The sequence below is a fragment of the Curtobacterium sp. ER1/6 genome, from assembly GCF_001742745.1.
Classification (GTDB): Bacteria; Actinomycetota; Actinomycetes; order Actinomycetales; family Microbacteriaceae; genus Curtobacterium; species Curtobacterium citri.
The window spans coordinates 26,958-45,236 of sequence record NZ_MJAK01000014.1 but is presented as its reverse complement, the minus strand read 5'-3'; the positions used below and the strand labels follow the sequence as shown (position 1 = coordinate 45,236).

General features: G+C 68.0%; 18 protein-coding genes. 9 read left to right on the top strand and 9 right to left on the bottom strand.

Annotated elements, in window-relative coordinates; all coding sequences use genetic code 11:
* The 3 genes from Cus16_RS15265 to Cus16_RS15255 form a co-directional block, all read left to right on the top strand.
* The coding region (locus Cus16_RS15265) for an alpha/beta fold hydrolase (RefSeq protein WP_223246647.1) at window positions 1-338 on the top strand (338 nt) is incomplete at its 5' end.
* Window positions 339-701: 363 nt separating this feature from the next.
* Window positions 702-3,506 carry a hypothetical protein gene (locus Cus16_RS15260; RefSeq protein ID WP_141719023.1) on the top strand — a complete coding sequence of 935 codons (2,805 nt, stop codon included), beginning with the start codon at window positions 702-704 and terminating at the stop codon, window positions 3,504-3,506.
* The gene (locus Cus16_RS15255) at window positions 3,503-4,012 is read left to right on the top strand and encodes a hypothetical protein (RefSeq protein WP_189319616.1); all 510 of its coding nucleotides are present in this window, start codon (window positions 3,503-3,505) and stop codon (window positions 4,010-4,012) included. Before Cus16_RS15260 ends, Cus16_RS15255 begins: the two co-directional genes overlap by 4 nt.
* Window positions 4,013-4,418: 406 nt before the next feature.
* On the opposite strand, the gene nrdF is transcribed toward Cus16_RS15255, so the two are convergent.
* From nrdF to nrdH, 4 genes are all read right to left on the bottom strand, one after another.
* Window positions 4,419-5,420, bottom strand: a complete 1,002-nt coding sequence (gene nrdF / locus Cus16_RS15250) for a class 1b ribonucleoside-diphosphate reductase subunit beta (RefSeq protein WP_065963154.1) — start codon at window positions 5,418-5,420, stop codon at window positions 4,419-4,421.
* A gap of 94 nt (window positions 5,421-5,514) precedes the next feature.
* A complete protein-coding gene (gene nrdE / locus Cus16_RS15245; RefSeq protein WP_141719021.1) occupies window positions 5,515-7,620 on the bottom strand; it encodes a class 1b ribonucleoside-diphosphate reductase subunit alpha in 2,106 nt (701 codons plus the stop codon).
* 17 nt (window positions 7,621-7,637) lie between these two features.
* Complete coding sequence (gene nrdI / locus Cus16_RS15240; RefSeq protein ID WP_069713516.1) at window positions 7,638-8,054, bottom strand: class Ib ribonucleoside-diphosphate reductase assembly flavoprotein NrdI; 417 nt, start codon at window positions 8,052-8,054, stop codon at window positions 7,638-7,640.
* Between the two features lie 111 nt (window positions 8,055-8,165).
* Entirely contained in the window at window positions 8,166-8,399 is a 234-nt protein-coding gene (nrdH, locus tag Cus16_RS15235) for a glutaredoxin-like protein NrdH (RefSeq protein WP_058727719.1), read from the bottom strand.
* A 377-nt stretch (window positions 8,400-8,776) separates the two neighbouring features.
* On the opposite strand from nrdH, the gene Cus16_RS15230 reads away from it, so the two are divergent.
* On the top strand, window positions 8,777-9,982 hold the full coding sequence (locus Cus16_RS15230; protein ID WP_069713515.1) for an MFS transporter: 1,206 nt from the start codon (window positions 8,777-8,779) through the stop codon (window positions 9,980-9,982).
* A gap of 170 nt (window positions 9,983-10,152) precedes the next feature.
* Here Cus16_RS15230 and Cus16_RS15225 read toward each other — a convergent pair whose 3' ends face one another.
* Window positions 10,153-10,596: a hypothetical protein gene (locus Cus16_RS15225; protein WP_069713514.1), complete on the bottom strand. Its 444-nt coding sequence runs from the start codon at window positions 10,594-10,596 to the stop codon at window positions 10,153-10,155.
* Window positions 10,597-10,729: 133 nt separating this feature from the next.
* Between Cus16_RS15225 and Cus16_RS15220 the strand changes: the two genes are divergently transcribed.
* Complete coding sequence (locus Cus16_RS15220; protein ID WP_069713513.1) at window positions 10,730-11,548, top strand: aldo/keto reductase; 819 nt, start codon at window positions 10,730-10,732, stop codon at window positions 11,546-11,548.
* Window positions 11,549-11,698: 150 nt separating this feature from the next.
* On the opposite strand, the gene Cus16_RS15215 is transcribed toward Cus16_RS15220, so the two are convergent.
* Window positions 11,699-12,037 (bottom strand): hypothetical protein, encoded by a 339-nt coding sequence (locus Cus16_RS15215; protein WP_141719020.1) that lies wholly within the window; start codon window positions 12,035-12,037, stop codon window positions 11,699-11,701.
* A gap of 150 nt (window positions 12,038-12,187) precedes the next feature.
* On the opposite strand from Cus16_RS15215, the gene Cus16_RS15210 reads away from it, so the two are divergent.
* The 4 genes from Cus16_RS15210 (at window position 12,188) to Cus16_RS15195 (ending at window position 14,885) form a co-directional block, all read left to right on the top strand.
* On the top strand, window positions 12,188-13,003 hold the full coding sequence (locus tag Cus16_RS15210; protein ID WP_141719019.1) for a LysM peptidoglycan-binding domain-containing protein: 816 nt from the start codon (window positions 12,188-12,190) through the stop codon (window positions 13,001-13,003).
* 65 nt (window positions 13,004-13,068) lie between these two features.
* On the top strand, window positions 13,069-13,590 hold the full coding sequence (locus Cus16_RS15205) for an RNase H family protein (RefSeq protein WP_069713510.1): 522 nt from the start codon (window positions 13,069-13,071) through the stop codon (window positions 13,588-13,590).
* 93 nt (window positions 13,591-13,683) lie between these two features.
* Window positions 13,684-14,058 (top strand): hypothetical protein, encoded by a 375-nt coding sequence (locus Cus16_RS15200; RefSeq protein WP_069713509.1) that lies wholly within the window; start codon window positions 13,684-13,686, stop codon window positions 14,056-14,058.
* Window positions 14,055-14,885 (top strand): hypothetical protein, encoded by an 831-nt coding sequence (locus Cus16_RS15195; protein WP_141719018.1) that lies wholly within the window; start codon window positions 14,055-14,057, stop codon window positions 14,883-14,885. Before Cus16_RS15200 ends, Cus16_RS15195 begins: the two co-directional genes overlap by 4 nt.
* On the opposite strand, the gene Cus16_RS15190 is transcribed toward Cus16_RS15195, so the two are convergent.
* From Cus16_RS15190 to Cus16_RS15180, 3 genes are all read right to left on the bottom strand, one after another.
* The gene (locus Cus16_RS15190; protein WP_069713507.1) at window positions 14,851-15,102 is read right to left on the bottom strand and encodes a DUF6458 family protein; all 252 of its coding nucleotides are present in this window, start codon (window positions 15,100-15,102) and stop codon (window positions 14,851-14,853) included. The genes Cus16_RS15195 and Cus16_RS15190 overlap by 35 nt on opposite strands.
* 66 nt (window positions 15,103-15,168) lie before the next feature.
* Window positions 15,169-15,669, bottom strand: coding sequence for a GNAT family N-acetyltransferase (locus tag Cus16_RS16765; RefSeq protein WP_083264042.1), 501 nt, complete (start codon window positions 15,667-15,669; stop codon window positions 15,169-15,171).
* Window positions 15,670-15,671: 2 nt separating this feature from the next.
* Window positions 15,672-18,233 (bottom strand): DEAD/DEAH box helicase, encoded by a 2,562-nt coding sequence (locus Cus16_RS15180; RefSeq protein WP_069713506.1) that lies wholly within the window; start codon window positions 18,231-18,233, stop codon window positions 15,672-15,674.
* Between the last annotated feature and the right edge of the window lie 46 nt (window positions 18,234-18,279).

Sequence of the window (18,279 nt, the reverse complement as noted above, 5' to 3'; positions counted from 1 at the left end):
GCGTCATCCAGGACGCCGCCGCGTTCACAGCGTTCGAGCGGTACGTTCTGCCCGGTCTCCGTGGCGCCGACCCTGCGGTGATGGACCGCATCGCCGCCGACTACGCATTGGATGCCCTGCCGGAGGAGCTCCATCCGGAACCGTTCACCGCTCCGGCCCTGCACCTGTTCGGTCGGCAGGACGACGTCGTCGGCTACGAGAACGGGCTCGCACTCCGGGACCACTACCCGCGAGGCAGCTTCGTCGTCCTCGACGGTGCTGGACACAACGTGCACCTCGAGCAACCCGGGATCACCGCCGCCCTGATCCGGGACTGGCTCGCGCGGATCGACCGATAGCCGATCGGTCACCGAACGCGCGCCGTGGTTAGCGTGTGACCATGCTCCCTCTCTCAGTCGCCCTGCGCCCAGGGGGTGGAGGCTCACTCCCTGTCTGGATTTGGATTCCGATCGTCGCGGTCGTGATCGTCGCCGCAGTCGTCCTGTTCCTCCGGAGGAGCCGCTGATGACGTCTCGGTAGCCGATCGCCTACCGGACAGTGAGTTCGGCTGCATCGGGTCGTATCCGCTTAGCTCCGTCACCCGGAAGGGGGTTGCAGGCGCGACCGGGTTGCTCGCTAGCTTCTAGCCAAGTTCACAACCTGGGGGTCTCGTGGGAAAAGCATCACTGGCTGTCGCTGCAGTAACGGTCATCGGTTGCGTCGTGGCCTTGAGCGTGCCGACTGCAGCATCAGCTGATCCGGCCGGTCCGCCGGCGATTCGCGTTGACGTGCAACATCCCGACCGATTCGTCGATGTTGACGGCGGCGAGTTGACCGTCAGCGAGGACTCGGGAACCGCGGCCAAGACGCGTGTGGTGACAGGTCACACCTCTGACGGTCTGCCATTCACCGAGACTCTGTACTACGGCGCGAACATCACGCACGCACAGGAGACTCCCGCTGATGATTCCGGCGACGCCGAATCGGACCCGGACCCCGAGATCAGTGTGCAGACAATCGTTGCTACCACGCCCACAACGTTGTCGATCTCCTGGAGAGCACAATCGGACGCAAGCAGGTTCGAGCTGTTCGTCGATGGGACGTCACAGGGCGTTCAGGATGACTCGTCCTTCGTCGTGACTGGGTTGGACGCGGATACGTCCTACGCGCTGCGGACCACTGCGACGACGGTCGCTCGCACGGTGACGGCGGACACCTTCGATCCGGAGGCCTGGGCGGACAAGATCAATGCAGAGACCGCCGCGGAGGAAGCTGGCACCTCTGCGGATCCGACGGGAGATCCGACGGCGGGAGCTCCGACGGCGGACCCAACCGCTGACCCGACCGGAGATCCGACGGCTGAGCCGACGGCTGAGCCGACCGCCGAGCCGACGGCTGATCCGACGGCTGATCCGACGGCTGATCCGACCGCGGAGCCGACCGCCGACCCAACCGCTGATCCGACCGCCGACCCAACCGCTGACCCGACCGCCGACCCAACCGCTGACCCGACCGCCGACCCAACCGCTGACCCGACCGGAGATCCGACGGCTGATCCGACCGCGGAGCCGACGGCTGATCCGACCGCGGAGCCGACGGCTGATCCGACGGCTGATCCGACGGCTGATCCGACGGCGGACCCCAGCCCCAATGAGGCGCAGACCCCTGAATTCTCGACGTCTCAGAACCTGTCGGTACGCACGCCCTCTGCCCCTGCCACAAACTCAGCGCGGAAGCTGAACAAGGCGGCGCGAGCAGCGGCGCCGACACCGGTCAGCACCACAGACTTCAAGTACCGCACCTTCATCCCTTGGTCCACAATCGAAGATGGTGGTGACTGGTCGGATCAGGCAATTCAGAAAGCGTGCATCGCGCAGTCCAACGTCCGACGGCACGCGAACGAGTCAGCGGCTGACGCTGCGCACGAGACCTTCCTGGGGGACAACCGGAGCTTCCAGCAGCCCGCTGACGACGACGATCACCCCTACCGCACACAGACTGCCGTGCACGTCGATTGGGGCGAAGGTCATGTCATCACCGACAAAGACACCGGATACACCCGGATCCTCGACGAGAACACTGGGAAGGTTGTCGCCACCCGCCAAGCCGGCACCGACCACATCACCTTCAAGGTCAATTCCGACTTCGCCGAGGGCTACGCCCACGTGAACATCAAGCACTTCGCCAACGATCCGTTCTGCCCGGCTGTCAAGCAGTTCGGCTCCATCTCGTACCACGCGTTCGTGGACTTCTATGTCACCGGACTCGTCCGCGTTGCTGGCTGGCAGTACACCATGCCCTCGCATGAGGCGTGGGTGCGATGGAACGGTACGCAGAACTGGTCGAACCTGTTCCACTCCAGCGCCACCCATCTGTACTGCCTCGTGGTCGGTGGCGCTGAAGTACCGGTCGTTATCGTCCGAGGCGGTCAGCCCAGTGAGCACCCGACGTGGTGCGCGCAGCCCCTGAAAGCATTGACGAACAGGTCGACAGACCGATGGGCGGACGTGCAAAACGGTATGGGGATCACCCGTTCGGGCCAGATCTGGGGAGTCGGCGACACCGGCGTCCTCGGCAAATACGCCTACTACGGCTGCTCCGTGAACACGCTGGTCAACCCGTTCCAAGTAAAGGGCCTGCAGAGCCCGAAGCTCACCAACGCCAGCCGCGCCGCCTACCTGCTCACCTCGAACGGGCAGCTGTACTCATGGGGTGGCTGGTACGGCATGAACGGGCACGACCCGGACAGTGGCACCCCAACGGACAGTCCGCAAGGCGTCGATGGATCCTGGCGGTACTTCGACGCTCCGAGTGACGGCCGAACCGCGATCGGAGTGACCGACGACGGAACGATCAAGGTCTGGGGCGCCAATCCGGACTACGACTATGACGGGTACCCAGCGGACCCGTACCAATTCACAACACCTACCGCGATTAGCTCCGGTATTGACTTCGTGCAGGCCGCCGTCTTCTACCACGACGTCATCGGGCTCGATAGCGCCGGCAACATTTGGCACCGCGTCGACAACTACGACGCCGACTACGACGGCCACGCACATCACTACACGTGGGAGCAGTACGACGTCGGCGGGAAGACCTTCGACGAGATCGCGCAGGGCAGCGGTCGTGGTTGGGCGTTGCGAGGGGACGGGGAGATCTACTCCTTCCCCGACACCGGGGGCGACGTCGACGACGTCCCCACCTACGACACGACCATCGATGGCGCCACCAACCTGCGGTCCTCGGGCTACTCCGTCTCCGTCCTCAGCGGCGACAGCATCTCGGGCTGGAGCAGCTGGAGCGCGCTCAACGACGACTCGTACTGGACGGATGCCGCTCCTAACGTGCCCGGCAAGCTGACGTCAGCGAATGACTTCCTCGCTTCCGATGGCGACTGGTACTCCTTCACGGTGGCCTATAACGACATCACTGGCGAGTCGGTCGGTAGCTGGAGCAACGTAGGACTTCCGCCCTCGAGCTCACTCGCTCCAGATGAGGCGACTTTCCCGTGCCCGGTCAATACGTGACGCCACTGCCCGCAGCCTCTGGTGCGCCGGCCGGGCTACCGCCCGCCCGGCGCACCATCGGCGATCTCGTCGCATGGCCACTGGCTGCGATCGCGACGGGGATGTGGGTTGGTGTGATGGCCACTGTTCTCGAGGGGCTGCGAGACTCGTCGTTCAGCTCCGCGACAATCGGCCGCGACATTGGTGATGCCCTGCAGGCCAGCCTGATCGCAGCGATCCTCCCTGGGAGCCTCATCGGTGCCGTCTTCGCCCTCTTCTTCGCTCCTGCAGGTTTTGCAGCGTTCGGTTTGTGGCAGGCCGTCCGCCATACGCAGTCTCGTCCTGGTCAGAGGTGGCTCGTCGCTGCGACCGTCGCCTGCTTCTGCATGCCCGCACTAGTCGGATCGATCGTCGAGAATGCCTTCGACGGTTTCGACACACAAGGATGGTTGATCGTCCTCCTCAGCGTCGCTGCGTCCGCAGCGGTCGCGGCGGGAACAGCGTTCCTCCGGCGACCTTGTCGCTGACGGGATGAAGAGACCGAGCGGTGCCAGCTAGTGCCCGACCTCGCGTCGTTCCTTCTGGGCTTGGTGAGAGGCCAGCAGCGGTACCTGTAGCCGGCTCCTCGTCGACCTGCGTCGACCTGCTAGTCACGTGCCCGGTCAACGACCGGCTGGCGGGCGCTCGACGGAGGGTCGTGTCAGGATGCTGTTCGTGACGACCGTTCGCGTTACCGCCCAGGCGGACTTCATCGACCGCCTCATCAGCACACCAAGGGTTGGGCTGCTCGAGTTGATCTGGAATGCCCTCGACTCGGACGCCTCGCGCGTCGTCGCGGATCTGCATTTCGGCGCGCTCGGAGGGGTCATGGCCGTGTCGGTGACCGACGATGGTGTTGGGCTTTCAGCGGACCGAGCCGAGGAAGAGTTCGGATCAGAAGTCCCAGTCCTCGTCCTCCGTCACGACGGCCTTACCGATGACGTACGACGAGCCCGACCCCGAGAAGAAGTCGTGGTTCTCGTCCGCGTTCGGCGACAGCGCCGACAGGATCGCCGGGTTCACGTCCGTCGTCTCCTTGGGGAACATCGGCTCGTAGCCCAGGTTCATCAGCGCCTTGTTGGCGTTGTAGTGCAGGAACTTCTTGACGTCCTCGGTCAGCCCGACACCGTCGTAGAGGTCCTGCGTGTACTGCACCTCGTTCTCGTAGAGCTCGAAGAGCAGGTTGAACGTGTAGTCCTTGATCTCCTGCTTGCGCTCCTCGGAAGCGCCCTCCAGGCCCTTCTGGAACTTGTAGCCGATGTAGTACCCGTGGACGGCTTCGTCGCGGATGATCAGGCGGATGAGGTCGGCAGTGTTGGTGAGCTTGGCGCGCGAGGACCAGTACATCGGCAGGTAGAAGCCGGAGTAGAACAGGAACGACTCGAGCAGCGTCGAGGCGACCTTGCGCTTCAGGGGGTCGTCACCGGTGTAGTAGTCGAGGACGATCTGGGCCTTCTTCTGCAGGTTCACGTTCTCGGTGGACCAGCGGAAGGCGTCGTCGATCTCGGGCGTCGAGGCGAGCGTCGAGAAGATCGACGAGTAGCTCTTCGCGTGCACCGACTCCATGAACGCGATGTTCGTGTAGACGGCCTCTTCGTGCGGGGTGATCGCGTCGGGGATCAGGCTGATCGCGCCGACGGTGCCCTGGATGGTGTCGAGCAGCGTCAGGCCGGTGAAGACCCGCATGGTGAGCTGCTGCTCCTCCGGCGTGAGCGTGTTCCACGACTGCACGTCGTTCGACAGCGGCACCTTCTCGGGCAGCCAGAAGTTGTTGACCAGACGGTTCCAGACCTCGACGTCCTTGTCGTCCTGGATGCGGTTCCAGTTGATGGCACTGACCGCGCTGATCAGCGGGATGGACTTGCCCGTGGCGTGGACCGGGTCGGTGAGGGTCATGGGATTGTCTTCCGGATTCGAGATGGTGGTCTGATGACGGACTGGAGGCGCGGGGCGGGGCCCGCCCCGCGCCTCCAGGAAGAGAGCAGCAGCTCTACAGCATGCAGCTGACGCAGCCCTCGACCTCGGTGCCCTCGAGGGCGAGCTGGCGCAGACGGATGTAGTAGATCGTCTTGATGCCCTTGCGCCATGCGTAGATCTGCGCCTTGTTGATGTCGCGCGTGGTGGCGGTGTCCTTGAAGAACAGCGTCAGCGACAGGCCCTGGTCGACGTGCTGCGTCGCCGCGGCGTACGTGTCGATGATCTTCTCGGCACCGATCTCGTACGCGTCCTGGTAGTAGTCCAGGTTGTCGTTCGTCATGAACGGCGCCGGGTAGTAGACGCGGCCGAGCTTGCCTTCCTTGCGGATCTCGATCTTCGACGCGATCGGGTGGATCGACGACGTCGAGTGGTTGATGTACGAGATCGAACCGGTCGGCGGGACGGCCTGCAGGTTCTGGTTGTAGATGCCGTGCTCCTGGATGGACGCCTTCAGCGCCTTCCAGTCGTCCTGCGTCGGGATCGCGATGTTCGCGTCGTCGAACAGCGAGGCGACGCGCTGGGTCGCCGGCGTCCACGCCTGCTCGGTGTACTTGTCGAAGAACTCACCCGACGCGTACTTCGAGTCACGGAAGCCGTCGAACGTCTCCCCCGTCTCGATCGCGATGTTGTTCGAGGCACGCAGGGCGTGGAACAGCACCGTGTAGAAGTAGATGTTCGTGAAGTCGATGCCCTCTTCGGAGCCGTAGTACACGCGCTCACGAGCGAGGTAGCCGTGCAGGTTCATCTGGCCGAGGCCGATGGCGTGCGACTTGTCGTTGCCGTCCTCGACCGAGCGGACCGACGAGATGTGCGACATCTGCGACACCGAGGTCAGGCCCCGGATCGCGGTCTCGATGGTCTTGCCGAAGTCCGGCGAGTCCATCGTCAGCGCGATGTTCAGCGAGCCGAGGTTGCAGGAGATGTCCTTGCCGATCTCCTTGTAGGACAGGTCCTCGTTGAAGGTCGTCGGGGTGTTGACCTGCAGGATCTCCGAGCACAGGTTGGACATGTTGATCCGACCCTTGATCGGGTTGGCCTTGTTCACCGTGTCCTCGAACACGATGTACGGGTAGCCCGACTCGAACTGGATCTCGGCGATCGTCGTGAAGAAGTCACGCGCCTTGATCTTCGTCTTCTTGATGCGCGGGTCGTCGACCATCGCGCGGTAGTTCTCGGAGATCGGGACGTCGCCGAAGGGGACGCCGTAGACCTTCTCGACGTCGTACGGCGAGAACAGGTACATGTCCTCGTTGTTCTTCGCGAGCTCGAACGTGATGTCCGGCACGACGACACCGAGCGACAGCGTCTTGATGCGGATCTTCTCGTCGGCGTTCTCGCGCTTGGTGTCGAGGAACTTCATGATGTCCGGGTGGTGCGCCGACAGGTAGACGGCGCCGGCACCCTGACGCGCACCGAGCTGGTTCGCGTAGGAGAAGGAGTCTTCCAGCAGCTTCATCACGGGGATGATGCCCGAGGACTGGTTCTCGATCTGCTTGATCGGGGCGCCGGCCTCGCGGATGTTGGAGAGGAGCAGGGCCACGCCGCCGCCGCGCTTCGAGAGCTGCAGCGAGGAGTTGATGCCGCGGGAGATCGACTCCATGTTGTCCTCGATGCGGAGGAGGAAGCAGGAGACGAGCTCGCCGCGCTGGGCCTTCGCGGTGTTGAGGAACGTCGGGGTCGCGGGCTGGAAGCGGCCGGCGACGATCTCCTCGACGAGGTCGATCGCGAGCTGCTCGTTGCCCTGCGCCAGGCCGAGGGCGGTCATGACGACGCGGTCCTCGAAGCGCTCGAGGTAGCGCTTGCCGTCGAACGTCTTGAGCGTGTAGCTCGTGTAGTACTTGAACGCACCGAGGAACGTCTGGAACCGGAACTTCTTCGAGTACGCCAGGTCGTTGAGCTGCTGGATGAACTCCAGCGAGTACATGTCGATCGTCTCGCGCTCGTAGTACTCGTTCTCGACCAGGTAGTCGAGCCGCTCCTTCAGGTTGTGGAAGAAGACGGTGTTCTGGTTGACGTGCTGCAGGAAGAACTGCTTGGCAGCCTCACGATCCTTGTCGAACTGGATGTTCCCGTTCGCGTCGTAGAGGTTGAGCATCGCGTTGAGGGAGTGGTAGTCCATCCCCGTCTGCGGCGACGTCAGATCGACGTCTGCAACTGCTGCGTCCAAAATGCATCCAATCCTTGGTTGACCGCCTGGACGTCGTCCGGCGTTCCGAAGAGTTCGAACCTGTAGAGCAGAGGGACGCCGCACTTCTGCGCGATGACGTCCCCGGCGAGCCCGTAGGCCTCGCCGAAGTTCGTGTTGCCCCCGACGATCACGCCACGGATGAGCGAGCGGTTGCGTTCGTCGTTGAGGAACTTGATGACCTGCTTGGGCACCGCGCCCTGCCCGTTGCCGCCCCCGTACGTCGGCAGGACGAGCACGTAGGGCCCGTCGGCCTGGAGGAACGGATCACGCGGGTGGAGCGGGATGCGGTCCGCTTCCCTGCCGAGCTTCTCGACGAAACGGGCCGTGTAGCCGGAAACGCTCGAGAAGTAGACGAGGCGACTCATGCGCGCGCTCCTTGGTAGAGGTGCGGACAGCAGATCGGGGGTGGCCCGTCGGAGGCGGTGTGTGCCTCCCGGCCGGCGGAGGTGCGGGTCCCGTGACGGGACCCGCACGCATCACGCGAGTTCGGCGCTGAGCGTCGCGATCTTGTCGGGACGGAAGCCCGACCAGTGGTCGTCGTCGGTGACGACGACGGGAGCCTGCATGTAGCCGAGGCTCTTGACGTGCTCGAGCGCTGCCTCGTCCGCGGAGACGTCGAGGACCTCGTACTGGATGCCCTTGTTGTCGAGGGCGCGGTACGTCGCGGTGCACTGGACGCAGGACGGCTTGGTGTAGACGGTGACGGCCATGATCTCCCCTGGTTCTTGCTGGGTGTTCCGTTGCTGTGGAGGTGGTGCTGATGCTTGTCCGCAGACACGGTCCGGGAGGGGCCGCTGCGATGACTCCACACTACATCTAGTGGCTGGCCGCCGCACCGACCACAAGAGGAAGTGTTACAGCCGTGTAGTTCTCCACAAGCTCTCCACAGTGTGAACACCTCGGGGAGGCCCGTGATTCCGCCAGTCTGGGGCCGACCACCGACACTTCCCCACACACGTGGACAGGTTCGATCCACATGTGTGGAATCCGACGATCGGCGTGTCGCGGAGGGCCCTCCGGAGGTCGCTCGTCCCCAGTGCCCCCGGACGGGTGACAGCCCCTTCCGTCCGGTCCGTACACTCGTCTCGTGAGTGCCTACGGACCCCTGCTGAAGACCCCCGGCGTCGGTCGCGTCATCGCTGCGCAGCTCACCGCCCGGTTCCCGTTCGGCATGCTGTCGCTCGCGTACCTGCTGCACGTCGAGCACATCTTCGGCTCGTACGGCGCCGCCGGTCTCGTGCTCGCGACGACCAGCATCGGCCAGGCGATCGCCGGACCGCTCACCAGCCGGTGGATGGGCAGCTGGGGCATGCGCCCGGTGCTCGTCCTGACCAGCGCGGTCGCGCTCGTGAGCATGGGCGTCGTCGCGTTCGTGCTCATGCCGCTCTGGGCCTACGTGGTCGTCGGGTTCCTCGGCGGCCTCGCGGTGCCGCCCGTGCAGCCCGCGGTGCGCACCATCTACCCGAAGATGGTGACGTCGTCGCAGCTCACGCCCCTCTTCTCCCTCGACGCGAGCGCGCAGGAGCTCATCTGGGTGGCCGGGCCCGTCATCACGACGTTCGTCGCGACGCAGATCGGGACCGTGCAGGCGATCGTCGTCGCGATGGTGTTCCTGGTCGTCGGCGGCGTGTGGTTCATCGCCTCCCCCGAGCTCGGCCGCGTCCGCATCCCCCGGTCCAAGCGCGCGTTCGGCGTCGTGCTCCGGCGGCCCTCGGTCGTCGTGGCGACCCTGACCGGCCTGCTGCTCATCGGCGCGTGCTCCGCGGTCGAGGCGAGCGTCACGAGCGTCTTCGGCGAGGGCAGCCCGAACGCCGGCATCGTCCTCGCCGTGTTCGCGGTCGGGTCGCTCGCGGGCGGGCTCGCGCTCGGACACCGCCCGATCTCGCGCAACACCCTCTGGGCCCGCATGTCGATCGTCTTCGTCGGCCTCGCCCTGGCGGTCGGCGGCACCGACTTCTGGTGGCTCTGCCTGGCGCTCGTGATCGCCGGCGCCGGCATCGCGCCCGCCCTCGCGGTCATGTTCGGCTCGGTGTCGGCGACGGTGAAGTTCTCCGACACCGCCGAGGCCTACGGCTGGATGGGAACCGGGCAGCTCATCGGCGCGGCCGGCGGCTCCGCGGTGGCCGGGTTCCTCATCGACGCGAACGGCCCCACCGGCGGCATGACCGTCGGCGCCGTGATGGCCGCGGCCGGGGTGCTGCTCCCGCTGTTCACGAAGCGGTGGCTGCCGGACCTGCGTGGTCGCGACGCGAGCCCCCTGCCGGACACCGAGCCGGTCACGCTGCCGAGCTGACGCGACACGCCGACGGGGCGGACGCGCGTGGTCGAACCGGGCGTACCTGGTCGAACCGGGCGTCCCTGGTCGGATGATCCGACCAGGTACGCCCGATTGCACCTGCCAAAGCAGGCGTCATGGGAAGGATCGGGCGTCCGGCCCGTCGTCGATCCCGGAGCGGCCCGGCGTCAGGCGCGCGTGGCGTAGAACGGCGTCCAGAGGTCGGCCATCGGCATCAAGGAGCCGAAGAAGTCCTCGCCGAAGCGCAGCGCGTAGTCCTGCGACGGGCGGTCGCCCTCGGTCGGGAAGCGGATCTCGAACGACCCGTCGGCGGCGACCGGCGCCTGCGTCTGGTACCCCTTGCCCGCCGCCGCCTGGACGGCCTGCGGCTTGTTCTCCTGCGTGACGACGCCGCGCACCAGCACCTCGTCGCCCTGGATGACGCTCGTGGTGATCGTCACGTTGCGGTAGGCGATCGTCGGGCCGGTGTGATCGGCCTGCGCGCCGGCGGCGGCGACGGTCGGCGCGGCCTCGTGGGCGGTCGCCGCGGTGGCCGGGGTGGCGGCCAGGAGCGAGGCGCCGAGCGCGAGGGCGACGCCGGCGGTCGTGGCGAGTCGGGCGGACTTCTGCATGGGGTACTCCTCCAGGGTGACGGCCCGCTCCGTCGGCGGGCCGGGACGATGATGGCGGGCAGCGACTGTGGGTACTTCGTATGTCATGTCTTCGAAGGAGGACGGTCCCAGCAGGTCCGGGCAGGATGGCGGGATGCTGCCCGCGATCACCCTCCGTGACGGCGCGACGATCCCCGCGATCGGGTTCGGCGTCTACAAGGTCGACGACACCGAGGCAGAGACGGCCGTCGGTCTCGCGCTCGATGCCGGGTACCGGCACGTCGACACCGCCGAGATGTACGGCAACGAGACGGGCGTCGGGAAGGCGATCCGTGCCTCCCGGCTGGACCGCGACGACGTCTTCGTCACCACCAAGGTGTGGAACGACCACCAGGGGCGCGACGCGACCCTGCGGGCGTTCGACGCCAGCCTGGGACGGCTGGGACTCGATGCGGTCGACCTCTACCTGATCCACTGGCCGGCGGCGGCGAACGACCGCTACGTCGAGACCTGGCGGACGCTCGTCGAACTGCGCGAACAGGGTCGGGCGCGGAGCGTCGGCGTCTCGAACTTCCAGGTGCCGCACCTGCAGCGGGTGATCGACGAGACCGGCGAGGTACCGGCCGTCAACCAGGTCGAGCGGCACCCGTGGCTGCCGCAGCGGGAGCTGATGGCGTTCCACGAGCAGCACGGCATCGTGACCGAGGCGTGGTCGCCGCTCGGACGCGGGCGGCTCGTCGACGACCCGGTGCTCAGCGGCATCGCGGCGGCACACGGGGTGAGCGTCGCGCAGGTCCTCGTGCGGTGGAACGTGCAGCAGGGGGTCGTGGTGCTGCCGAAGTCGGTCACGCCCGCGCGGATCCGGTCGAACCTCGACGTCGACGGCTTCGTGCTGACCGACGAGGACCTCGCGGCCATCGCGACGCTCGAGTCCGGCCAGCGCACGGGGTCGCACCCGGACGCCGTGTCCTGACGGGGCAGGACCGGCGCCGACGCGCCGGACCCTGACAGCGTCGAACCACGGACACGACTCCGAACCAGGCCGCGGGGGTGGTTCGACGTCGCTTCCGTGGTTCGACCCCGGATCGGCTCGGGCTGACGAGCGGCGTACGACCCGCGCCGGTCAGCCCTTCCGGTCCTCCTCGGACTGCCACGGCAGGTGCAGGTCACCGGGCTCGGGCTCGACGTCGCCGGCGTCGTCCGCACCGCCGGTGCCCGGCGCAGCGACGACCCGCGACGGGTCGATCCCGTCCTGCTCGAGGTCCTCGTCGCTGCGCTGCTGCGTCTGCGACGCGACGGTCTCCCGTTCGCTCGACGGGCTGTAGGAGGTGTCGGCGGCGCGCTGCTCGGACTCGTTCACGCCGTCGCGGTCGTCACTGTGCGCAGCGTCGCGCAGCGCGTCGTTGCGCGCGCGGTCGTCGGATGGCTCGGGGCCGCGGACGTCGGGGGTGTTGTCGCTCATGCCCCGCACAGTAGGCGTCGACCCTGGGGTACCGGTTCGGTCACGACGGCGCTGATCCGGTTCCCGTTCGGGTACTGCCGCCCCGACGAACGGTGACGTCCATGGGTCGGACGAGGACACGAGGCGCGACGGCCGTCGCACCCGGTGGGCGTGACCACGCTGCGGTTGACGGGCTGCTCGGTGTTCGGCGACGACGCACCGTTGCCGGCGCCCACCGGCCACGCGGCACCGAGCGCCTCCGCGACACCGGCTCCCGTCGACGGGTCGGCTGCCGCCGACGACACCGCTCAGCCCGTCGCGGCGCCGCAGGCGGTCCCGACCGGCACGGTGGTCGCGGAGACCGACGCCGTGTCGAAGTCCGGCGACACCGCGGTCCACGTCGAGGTCGTCGCGAACGACCACGGCACCTTCGACGCGGAGCTCTCCGGCTACCGCACCACGCAGCCGCAGCCGATGTCGGTGGAGTTCCGGCGCACGGCGCAGTACGGGGACGGCTACGACGGCCGCGCCGTGAGCACGACGAGGTGGGGCGCGCAGGCGCAGCCCCCGGCCGTCGTCAGCCTGTCCGCAGCAGGGGCGGATCCGGACTGGCTGCGCACCGTCGTCCTCGTGCCCGACCAGTCCGACGGTGACGACAGCGACCGCCCGTGGGTCCACAAGGTGCTCGCGATCGGCACGCTGTCGTGGTCAATCCCGGACCCGGAGCCGGATCTCCACGTCACGCTCGGTGAGGCTCGCCCGGGCGCCTACGGCTACGCGTTCGACGCCGCCGACGAGACCCTCCGCGGGACCACCGGCACGCCGGTCAGCTACCGCGTCAACCAGGGTGACGACCTGATCACGATCGCGAAGCGCTTCGGCGTCACCGTCGCCCAGTTGCGGTGGCTGAACCCGCAGATGGAGACGGAGGGTGACGACTGGGTGATCAAGGGGACCCTGCTCAACCTCGACCCCGCCACGCGCTGACACCGGGCGCGGGCGCTGGTCCGTTACGCTCGACGGGCAGTCCGCACCACCCAGGAGGTCCCACCGTGACGATCGTCGCAGCCGCAGACGGCTCCGCACTCGGCAACCCCGGCCCGGCCGGCTGGGCCTGGTACGTCGACGACGACCGGTGGGCAGCCGGCGGGTGGCCGAAGGCGACGAACAACATCGGTGAGCTCACGGCCGTGCTGCAGCTGCTCCTTGCCACGAAGGACACCGGCGAGCCGCTGCACATCCTGTGCGACAGCCAGTACGCGATCAAGGCGTGCACCGAGTGGCTCGCCGGGTGGAAGCGGAAGGGCTGGCGCAAGGCCGACGGCAAGCCCGTGCTGAACGTCGAGATCATCAAGGAGCTCGACGCCGAGCTGCAGGGCCGGAAGGTCACGTTCGAGTGGGTCCGCGGGCACGTCGGTCACGAGATGAACGAGGCGGCCGACGTCCGTGCCCGCGGCGCTGCGACGGCCTACCAGAACCGCACCGAGGTCCCGACGGGGCCGGGCTGGCCGGGCGTCGAGGTCACCGAGCCGTCCGCGCTCCCCGAGGCGACTCCGCCTGCGACGCTGTTCTGACGCGCACGATGGCGGTGCCCGGGTGGCGGTCGCTGACGACCCCGACCGTGGACTTGCTCGTCCCGGAGCAGTGGGAGACGGTCGACCCTCGCGGTGCGGTCCTCGCCGTGGCCGAGCCCGGCGTCCGACGAGGTCGAGTTCCGTGCGAGCGCCGTCCTGGACGTCCGTCGTGCTGACGAACCCGTCGAAGCACTCGGAGCACGAGCGATCCGCGAGGCGCTCGCCCGTCCGGGGTGGACGCACGTCGTCGCCGACCAACCCTGGCTGTACGCGGACGACAACGAGGGTCGCGTGCTCGAGGCCCTCTACGAGGACTGCGGCATCTGCGTCAACCTCACCCGGTTCCTCTTGTCGACCGGATCCGTCATCGTCGACCTGCAGATGCGTGCGTCCGTGCGCGATCGCTTCCGCGTGGAGTCGCTGTTCGAGATGATCGCGGGCAGCCTCTCTGTGCAGGAGGACCGGTGACGGAGATCGAGCTCGACGTCCGCGCCACACAGCGTCGTGGCGCTCCGCGCGAGGCCCTCGAGTGGACAGCGGCGCAGCAGCGGTACCCGCACACCGGACCGCGGGCATCCGCAGCCGGGTGGGAAGCCCTGTGGCGTGCCAGGAAGGGAAGGTTCTCTCGCGTGCGGCCGACGTCGCCGGTGTCGAACGAGCTGCGGGAAGCGGGCCTCGTCACCGATGCCGGCGCCCCCGGTGCAGCTGCCCGGACGTACCTCGATGTCCGCGAGCGCGGGGTCCTCGCGATCAGTGCCGTGGCGCAGAGCGGGGCAGTCACGAGCAGATGGTCGTGCTGGGTCGCGCCAGACCGCGCGCTCGTCCTCGCCGGGCCGCAGCTGACCTCGCTCGGACTCCCGGTCGACCACCGCGAGACCCTCACCCTCACGACCGAGTCCCTCGCGACCGGCCTCCTGGTCTCGTGGATGGGCGACGGCCCCACGTGGACGTTCGATCACGGAGCTGGTCCGGACACGTACCTCCGTCGTGCTGTGCAGGCCCGCGTGGCCGCGGTGACGACGTTGCCGGCGACACCGGAGCGCGCGAGTTGGAGTGTCCGGCGCGCGTGGCAGGAGGGCCGCTGGACGGAGTTCGACCTGGGCAGCCGTCGAGCCGGAGTGCGTCAGCGACTCATCCGCGCCGGCGACCTCGACTGGTTCCGACCGGTCGACCGCCGCGGCGGACTCGTCGAGCTGCAGACCACGGCATCGACCGACGTGATGCGCGAAGTCCTGGCCGTGTACGAGAGCGTGAGGGGCGTCAGTACGTCCCGTCCCGCCGGTCCTGCCGCGTGATCTGCTCCCCCGACGCCGGGTCGACGCCCGACCGGGTGGTGGTCGTGGTCCGACGTCCGCCGAAGCCGACGGCGAGACTGATGATGAGCAGCACGACCCCGGCCGCCATCAGGATGTAGCCGATCAGGCGCAGGTCGACGCCCGCCACCTGGAAGTCCAACGCGAACGCGACGATCGCGCCGATGACGATCAGGGCGATGCTCGAGCCGATGCGCATGGCAGGTCCTTCCGATGGTCCCGTCCGCCGGGTGGCTCGGGGGTTCCCACCGAACCTACCGAGAGTTCAGCAGGGACGTTCCCACAGGGCGACGGTGCTCCGCAGGTGGTCGTACCGGTACGGCTTCGTCTCCCCGGTCGGCTCGTAGCCGAGGGCCCGCCAGAACGGCTCGGCCACGGCCGCGTTCGTCGCGACGATCCCGAGCCGCAGCCGGGTCACCGTGGGTGCCGAGCGCGCCAGGTCCACCACGGCGTCGTGCATCCGACGACCGAGCCCCCGGCGGTGGTCACCGCCCCGCACGACGAGCAGGCCGACGAACGCGACGGCAGGGTCCGGGTACCCGACGAGCACGTCCGCGAACGCCACGAGCTCGTCCCCGTCCCACAGCCCGAGGCCGCGCTTGCCGGACGGGTCGAAGCCGTCGGGCACGGTGATCAGGGCACTCAGCCCGTCCGACCGCCCAGGCGGGTACCCGGTGATGCGCTCCGCGTACGACGGCACACTCTCGAGCAGGCCCTGCAACGCCTCGACGTCGTCGGGACCCAGCAGACGGAGCGACAGCGCCACGATCAGTCCACGTCCACCTCGGACCAGCCGTCGAAGCGGCCGATCTCGGTGACCCGCACGACCGCCTCGCCGGTCTCGTCCGACGCGTCGAGGTCGATGGTGGCGGAGAACCCGAAGTCCTTGTCCCCTGACGGGTCGGCGAAGATCTGCCGCGCCCGCCAGGTGCGCCCTGCTCCGTTCTCGTCGAGCACGAGGTACTGCATCGAGCGGGCGTCCCCGTCGGTGCCGATGGTGTCGTGCTCGTCGTAGTACTCCTCGAGCACGGCGTCCCACTCGTCCTGACCGAAGCCCGCTGCACCGTCGAGGGCGGCGAGCCCCGCGACGTCGTCCGCCGCCGCGAGCAGCACGCGCTGGAAGAGCGCGTTCCGCACGAGCACCCGGAACGCCCGCGGGTTGCCGGTGAGCCGAGCGGGCTGCGGCGGAGCGATCTCGTCGTGTTCCGCCGCCGCCTCCGCCACGTCGCCGTTGACCAGGGCCTCCCACTCGTCGACGAGCGATGAGTCGGTCTGCCGGACGACCTCACCGAGCCACTCGATCAGGTCGTCGAGTTCGGGGGTCCGCTGTTCCTCGGAGATGGTCTGCCGCATGGTCCGGTACGCGTCGGACAGGTAGCGGAGCACGAGTCCCTCGGAGCGGGTGAGCTGGTAGAACCGCACGAAGTCCCCGAAGGTCATCGCCCGCTCGTACACGTCGCGCACGACGGACTTCGGGGAGAGCCGGAAGTCGAGCACCCACGGCTGCTCGGCGGCGTACGCCTCGTAGGCGGCGGTGAGCAGCTCGTCGAGCGGCTTCGGCCACGTGACCTCCTCGAGCAACTCCATCCGCTCCTCGTACTCGATCCCCTCCTGCTTCATCCGGGCGACGGCCTCGCCGCGCTCCTTGAACTGCTGCTGGGCGAGGATCGCGCGCGGGTCGTCGAGGGTCGCCTCGACGATGGACACCATGTCGAGCGCGTACGTGGGCGACTCCGGGTCGAGCAGCTCGAACGCGGCGAGCGCGAACGGCGACAGCGGCTGGTTGAGGGCGAAGTTGACCGGCAGGTCGACCGTCATCCGGTACTGCCCGTCGATCTTCTCGATCACCCGGGCGTTCACGAGCGTCCGTGCGATGGACAACGCGCGTCGGGCCATGTCGAGCTGTCGTGCGCGCGGCTCGTGGTTGTCGAACACGAGCGAGCGCACCGACGCGAAGGAGTCGCCACCCCGCGCGACGACGGCGAGCACCATCGCGTGCGTGATCCGCATCCGCGACACCATCGGCTCGGGCTCGGCGGCGATGAGCCGGTCGAACGAGGCCGGCCCCCACGACACGAAGCCCTCGGGGGCTTTCTTCTTCTTGACCTTGTTCTTCTTCTTCGGGTCGTCCCCGGCCTTGGCAACGGCGCGGGCGTTCTCGATCTCGTGCTCGGGGGCCTCGGCGACGACGTCACCCTCGGTGTCGTACCCGGCACGGCCGGCGCGACCGGCGATCTGGTGGAACTCGCGCGCGGACAGCTGCCGCATACGGGAGCCGTCGAACTTCGTCAGCCCGGTGAGCAGCACGGCGCGGATCGGCACGTTGATCCCGACCCCGAGGGTGTCGGTGCCGCAGATCACGGGCAGCAGTCCCCGTTGCGCGAGCTGCTCGACGAGCCGCCGGTACTTCGGCAGCATCCCTGCGTGGTGCACGCCGATGCCGGCCCGGATGAGCCGCGACAGGGTCTGGCCGAACCCGGCGCTGAAGCGGAACCCGGCGATCGCGTCGGCGATCTGGTCACGTCGAGCGCGATCAGCAACGCGGACGGACATGAGCGCCTGCGCCCGCTCGAGCGCCGCCGCCTGGGCGAAGTGCACGATGTAGACGGGCGCCTTGCCCTCCTCGAGCAGCCGTTCGACCGTCTCCTGCACGGGCGTGAGCACGTACTCGTACGACAGCGGCACCGGCCGCGAGACCCCGGTCACGCGGGCCGTCGGACGTCCGGTCCGGCGCGACAGGTCGTCGGCGATGGTGGTGACGTCACCGAGGGTGGCGGACATGAGCAGGAACTGCGCCCGCTCGAGCACGAGCAACGGCACCTGCCAGGCCCACCCGCGGTCGGCGTCGCCGTAGAAGTGGAACTCGTCCATGACGACGACGTCGACCTCGGCGTCCGGGCCCTGCCGGAGCGCGGTGTTGGCGAGGATCTCGGCGGTGCAGCAGATGATCGGGGCGTCGGCGTTGACGCTCGAGTCACCGGTCACCATGCCGACGTTCTGCGCGCCGAACAGGTCGACGAGCTGGAAGAACTTCTCGGACACGAGCGCCTTGATCGGTGCCGTGTAGTAGCTGCGCTTCCCCTCGGCCATGGCCGCGAAGTGCGCACCCGCGGCCACGAGGGACTTGCCGGTGCCGGTCGGGGTGCTGAGCACGACGTTCGCACCCGACACGAGCTCGATGAGCGCTTCGTCCTGTGCCGGGTAGAGCGGTCGTCCGCCGGCCTCGGCCCAGTCCGCGAAGGCCTGGTAGACCGCGTCGGGGTCGACGACGCCGTCGACCGCCGCCGGCAGGGCGGCGACGAGCGGCGGGGCGGTGGTGACGTCGGTCATGGGTCCATCCTCCCAGGTGGGTGGTGACCGGGCGACGGACGGGAGG

What these genes read in the sequence shown, in the direction of transcription:
- nrdE (WP_141719021.1), bottom strand. Translation starts at nt 7,620, where the DNA reads ATGGACTACCACTCCCTCAACGCGATGCTCAACCTCTACGACGCGAAC.
- Cus16_RS15225 (WP_069713514.1), bottom strand. Translation starts at nt 10,596, where the DNA reads ATGCAGAAGTCCGCCCGACTCGCCACGACCGCCGGCGTCGCCCTCGCG.
- Cus16_RS15220 (WP_069713513.1), top strand. Translation starts at nt 10,730, where the DNA reads ATGCTGCCCGCGATCACCCTCCGTGACGGCGCGACGATCCCCGCGATC.
- nrdF (WP_065963154.1), bottom strand. Translation starts at nt 5,420, where the DNA reads ATGACCCTCACCGACCCGGTCCACGCCACGGGCAAGTCCATCCCGCTG.
- Cus16_RS15215 (WP_141719020.1), bottom strand. Translation starts at nt 12,037, where the DNA reads ATGAGCGACAACACCCCCGACGTCCGCGGCCCCGAGCCATCCGACGAC.
- nrdI (WP_069713516.1), bottom strand. Translation starts at nt 8,054, where the DNA reads ATGAGTCGCCTCGTCTACTTCTCGAGCGTTTCCGGCTACACGGCCCGT.
- nrdH (WP_058727719.1), bottom strand. Translation starts at nt 8,399, where the DNA reads ATGGCCGTCACCGTCTACACCAAGCCGTCCTGCGTCCAGTGCACCGCG.
- Cus16_RS15190 (WP_069713507.1), bottom strand. Translation starts at nt 15,102, where the DNA reads ATGCGCATCGGCTCGAGCATCGCCCTGATCGTCATCGGCGCGATCGTC.
- Cus16_RS15180 (WP_069713506.1), bottom strand. Translation starts at nt 18,233, where the DNA reads ATGACCGACGTCACCACCGCCCCGCCGCTCGTCGCCGCCCTGCCGGCG.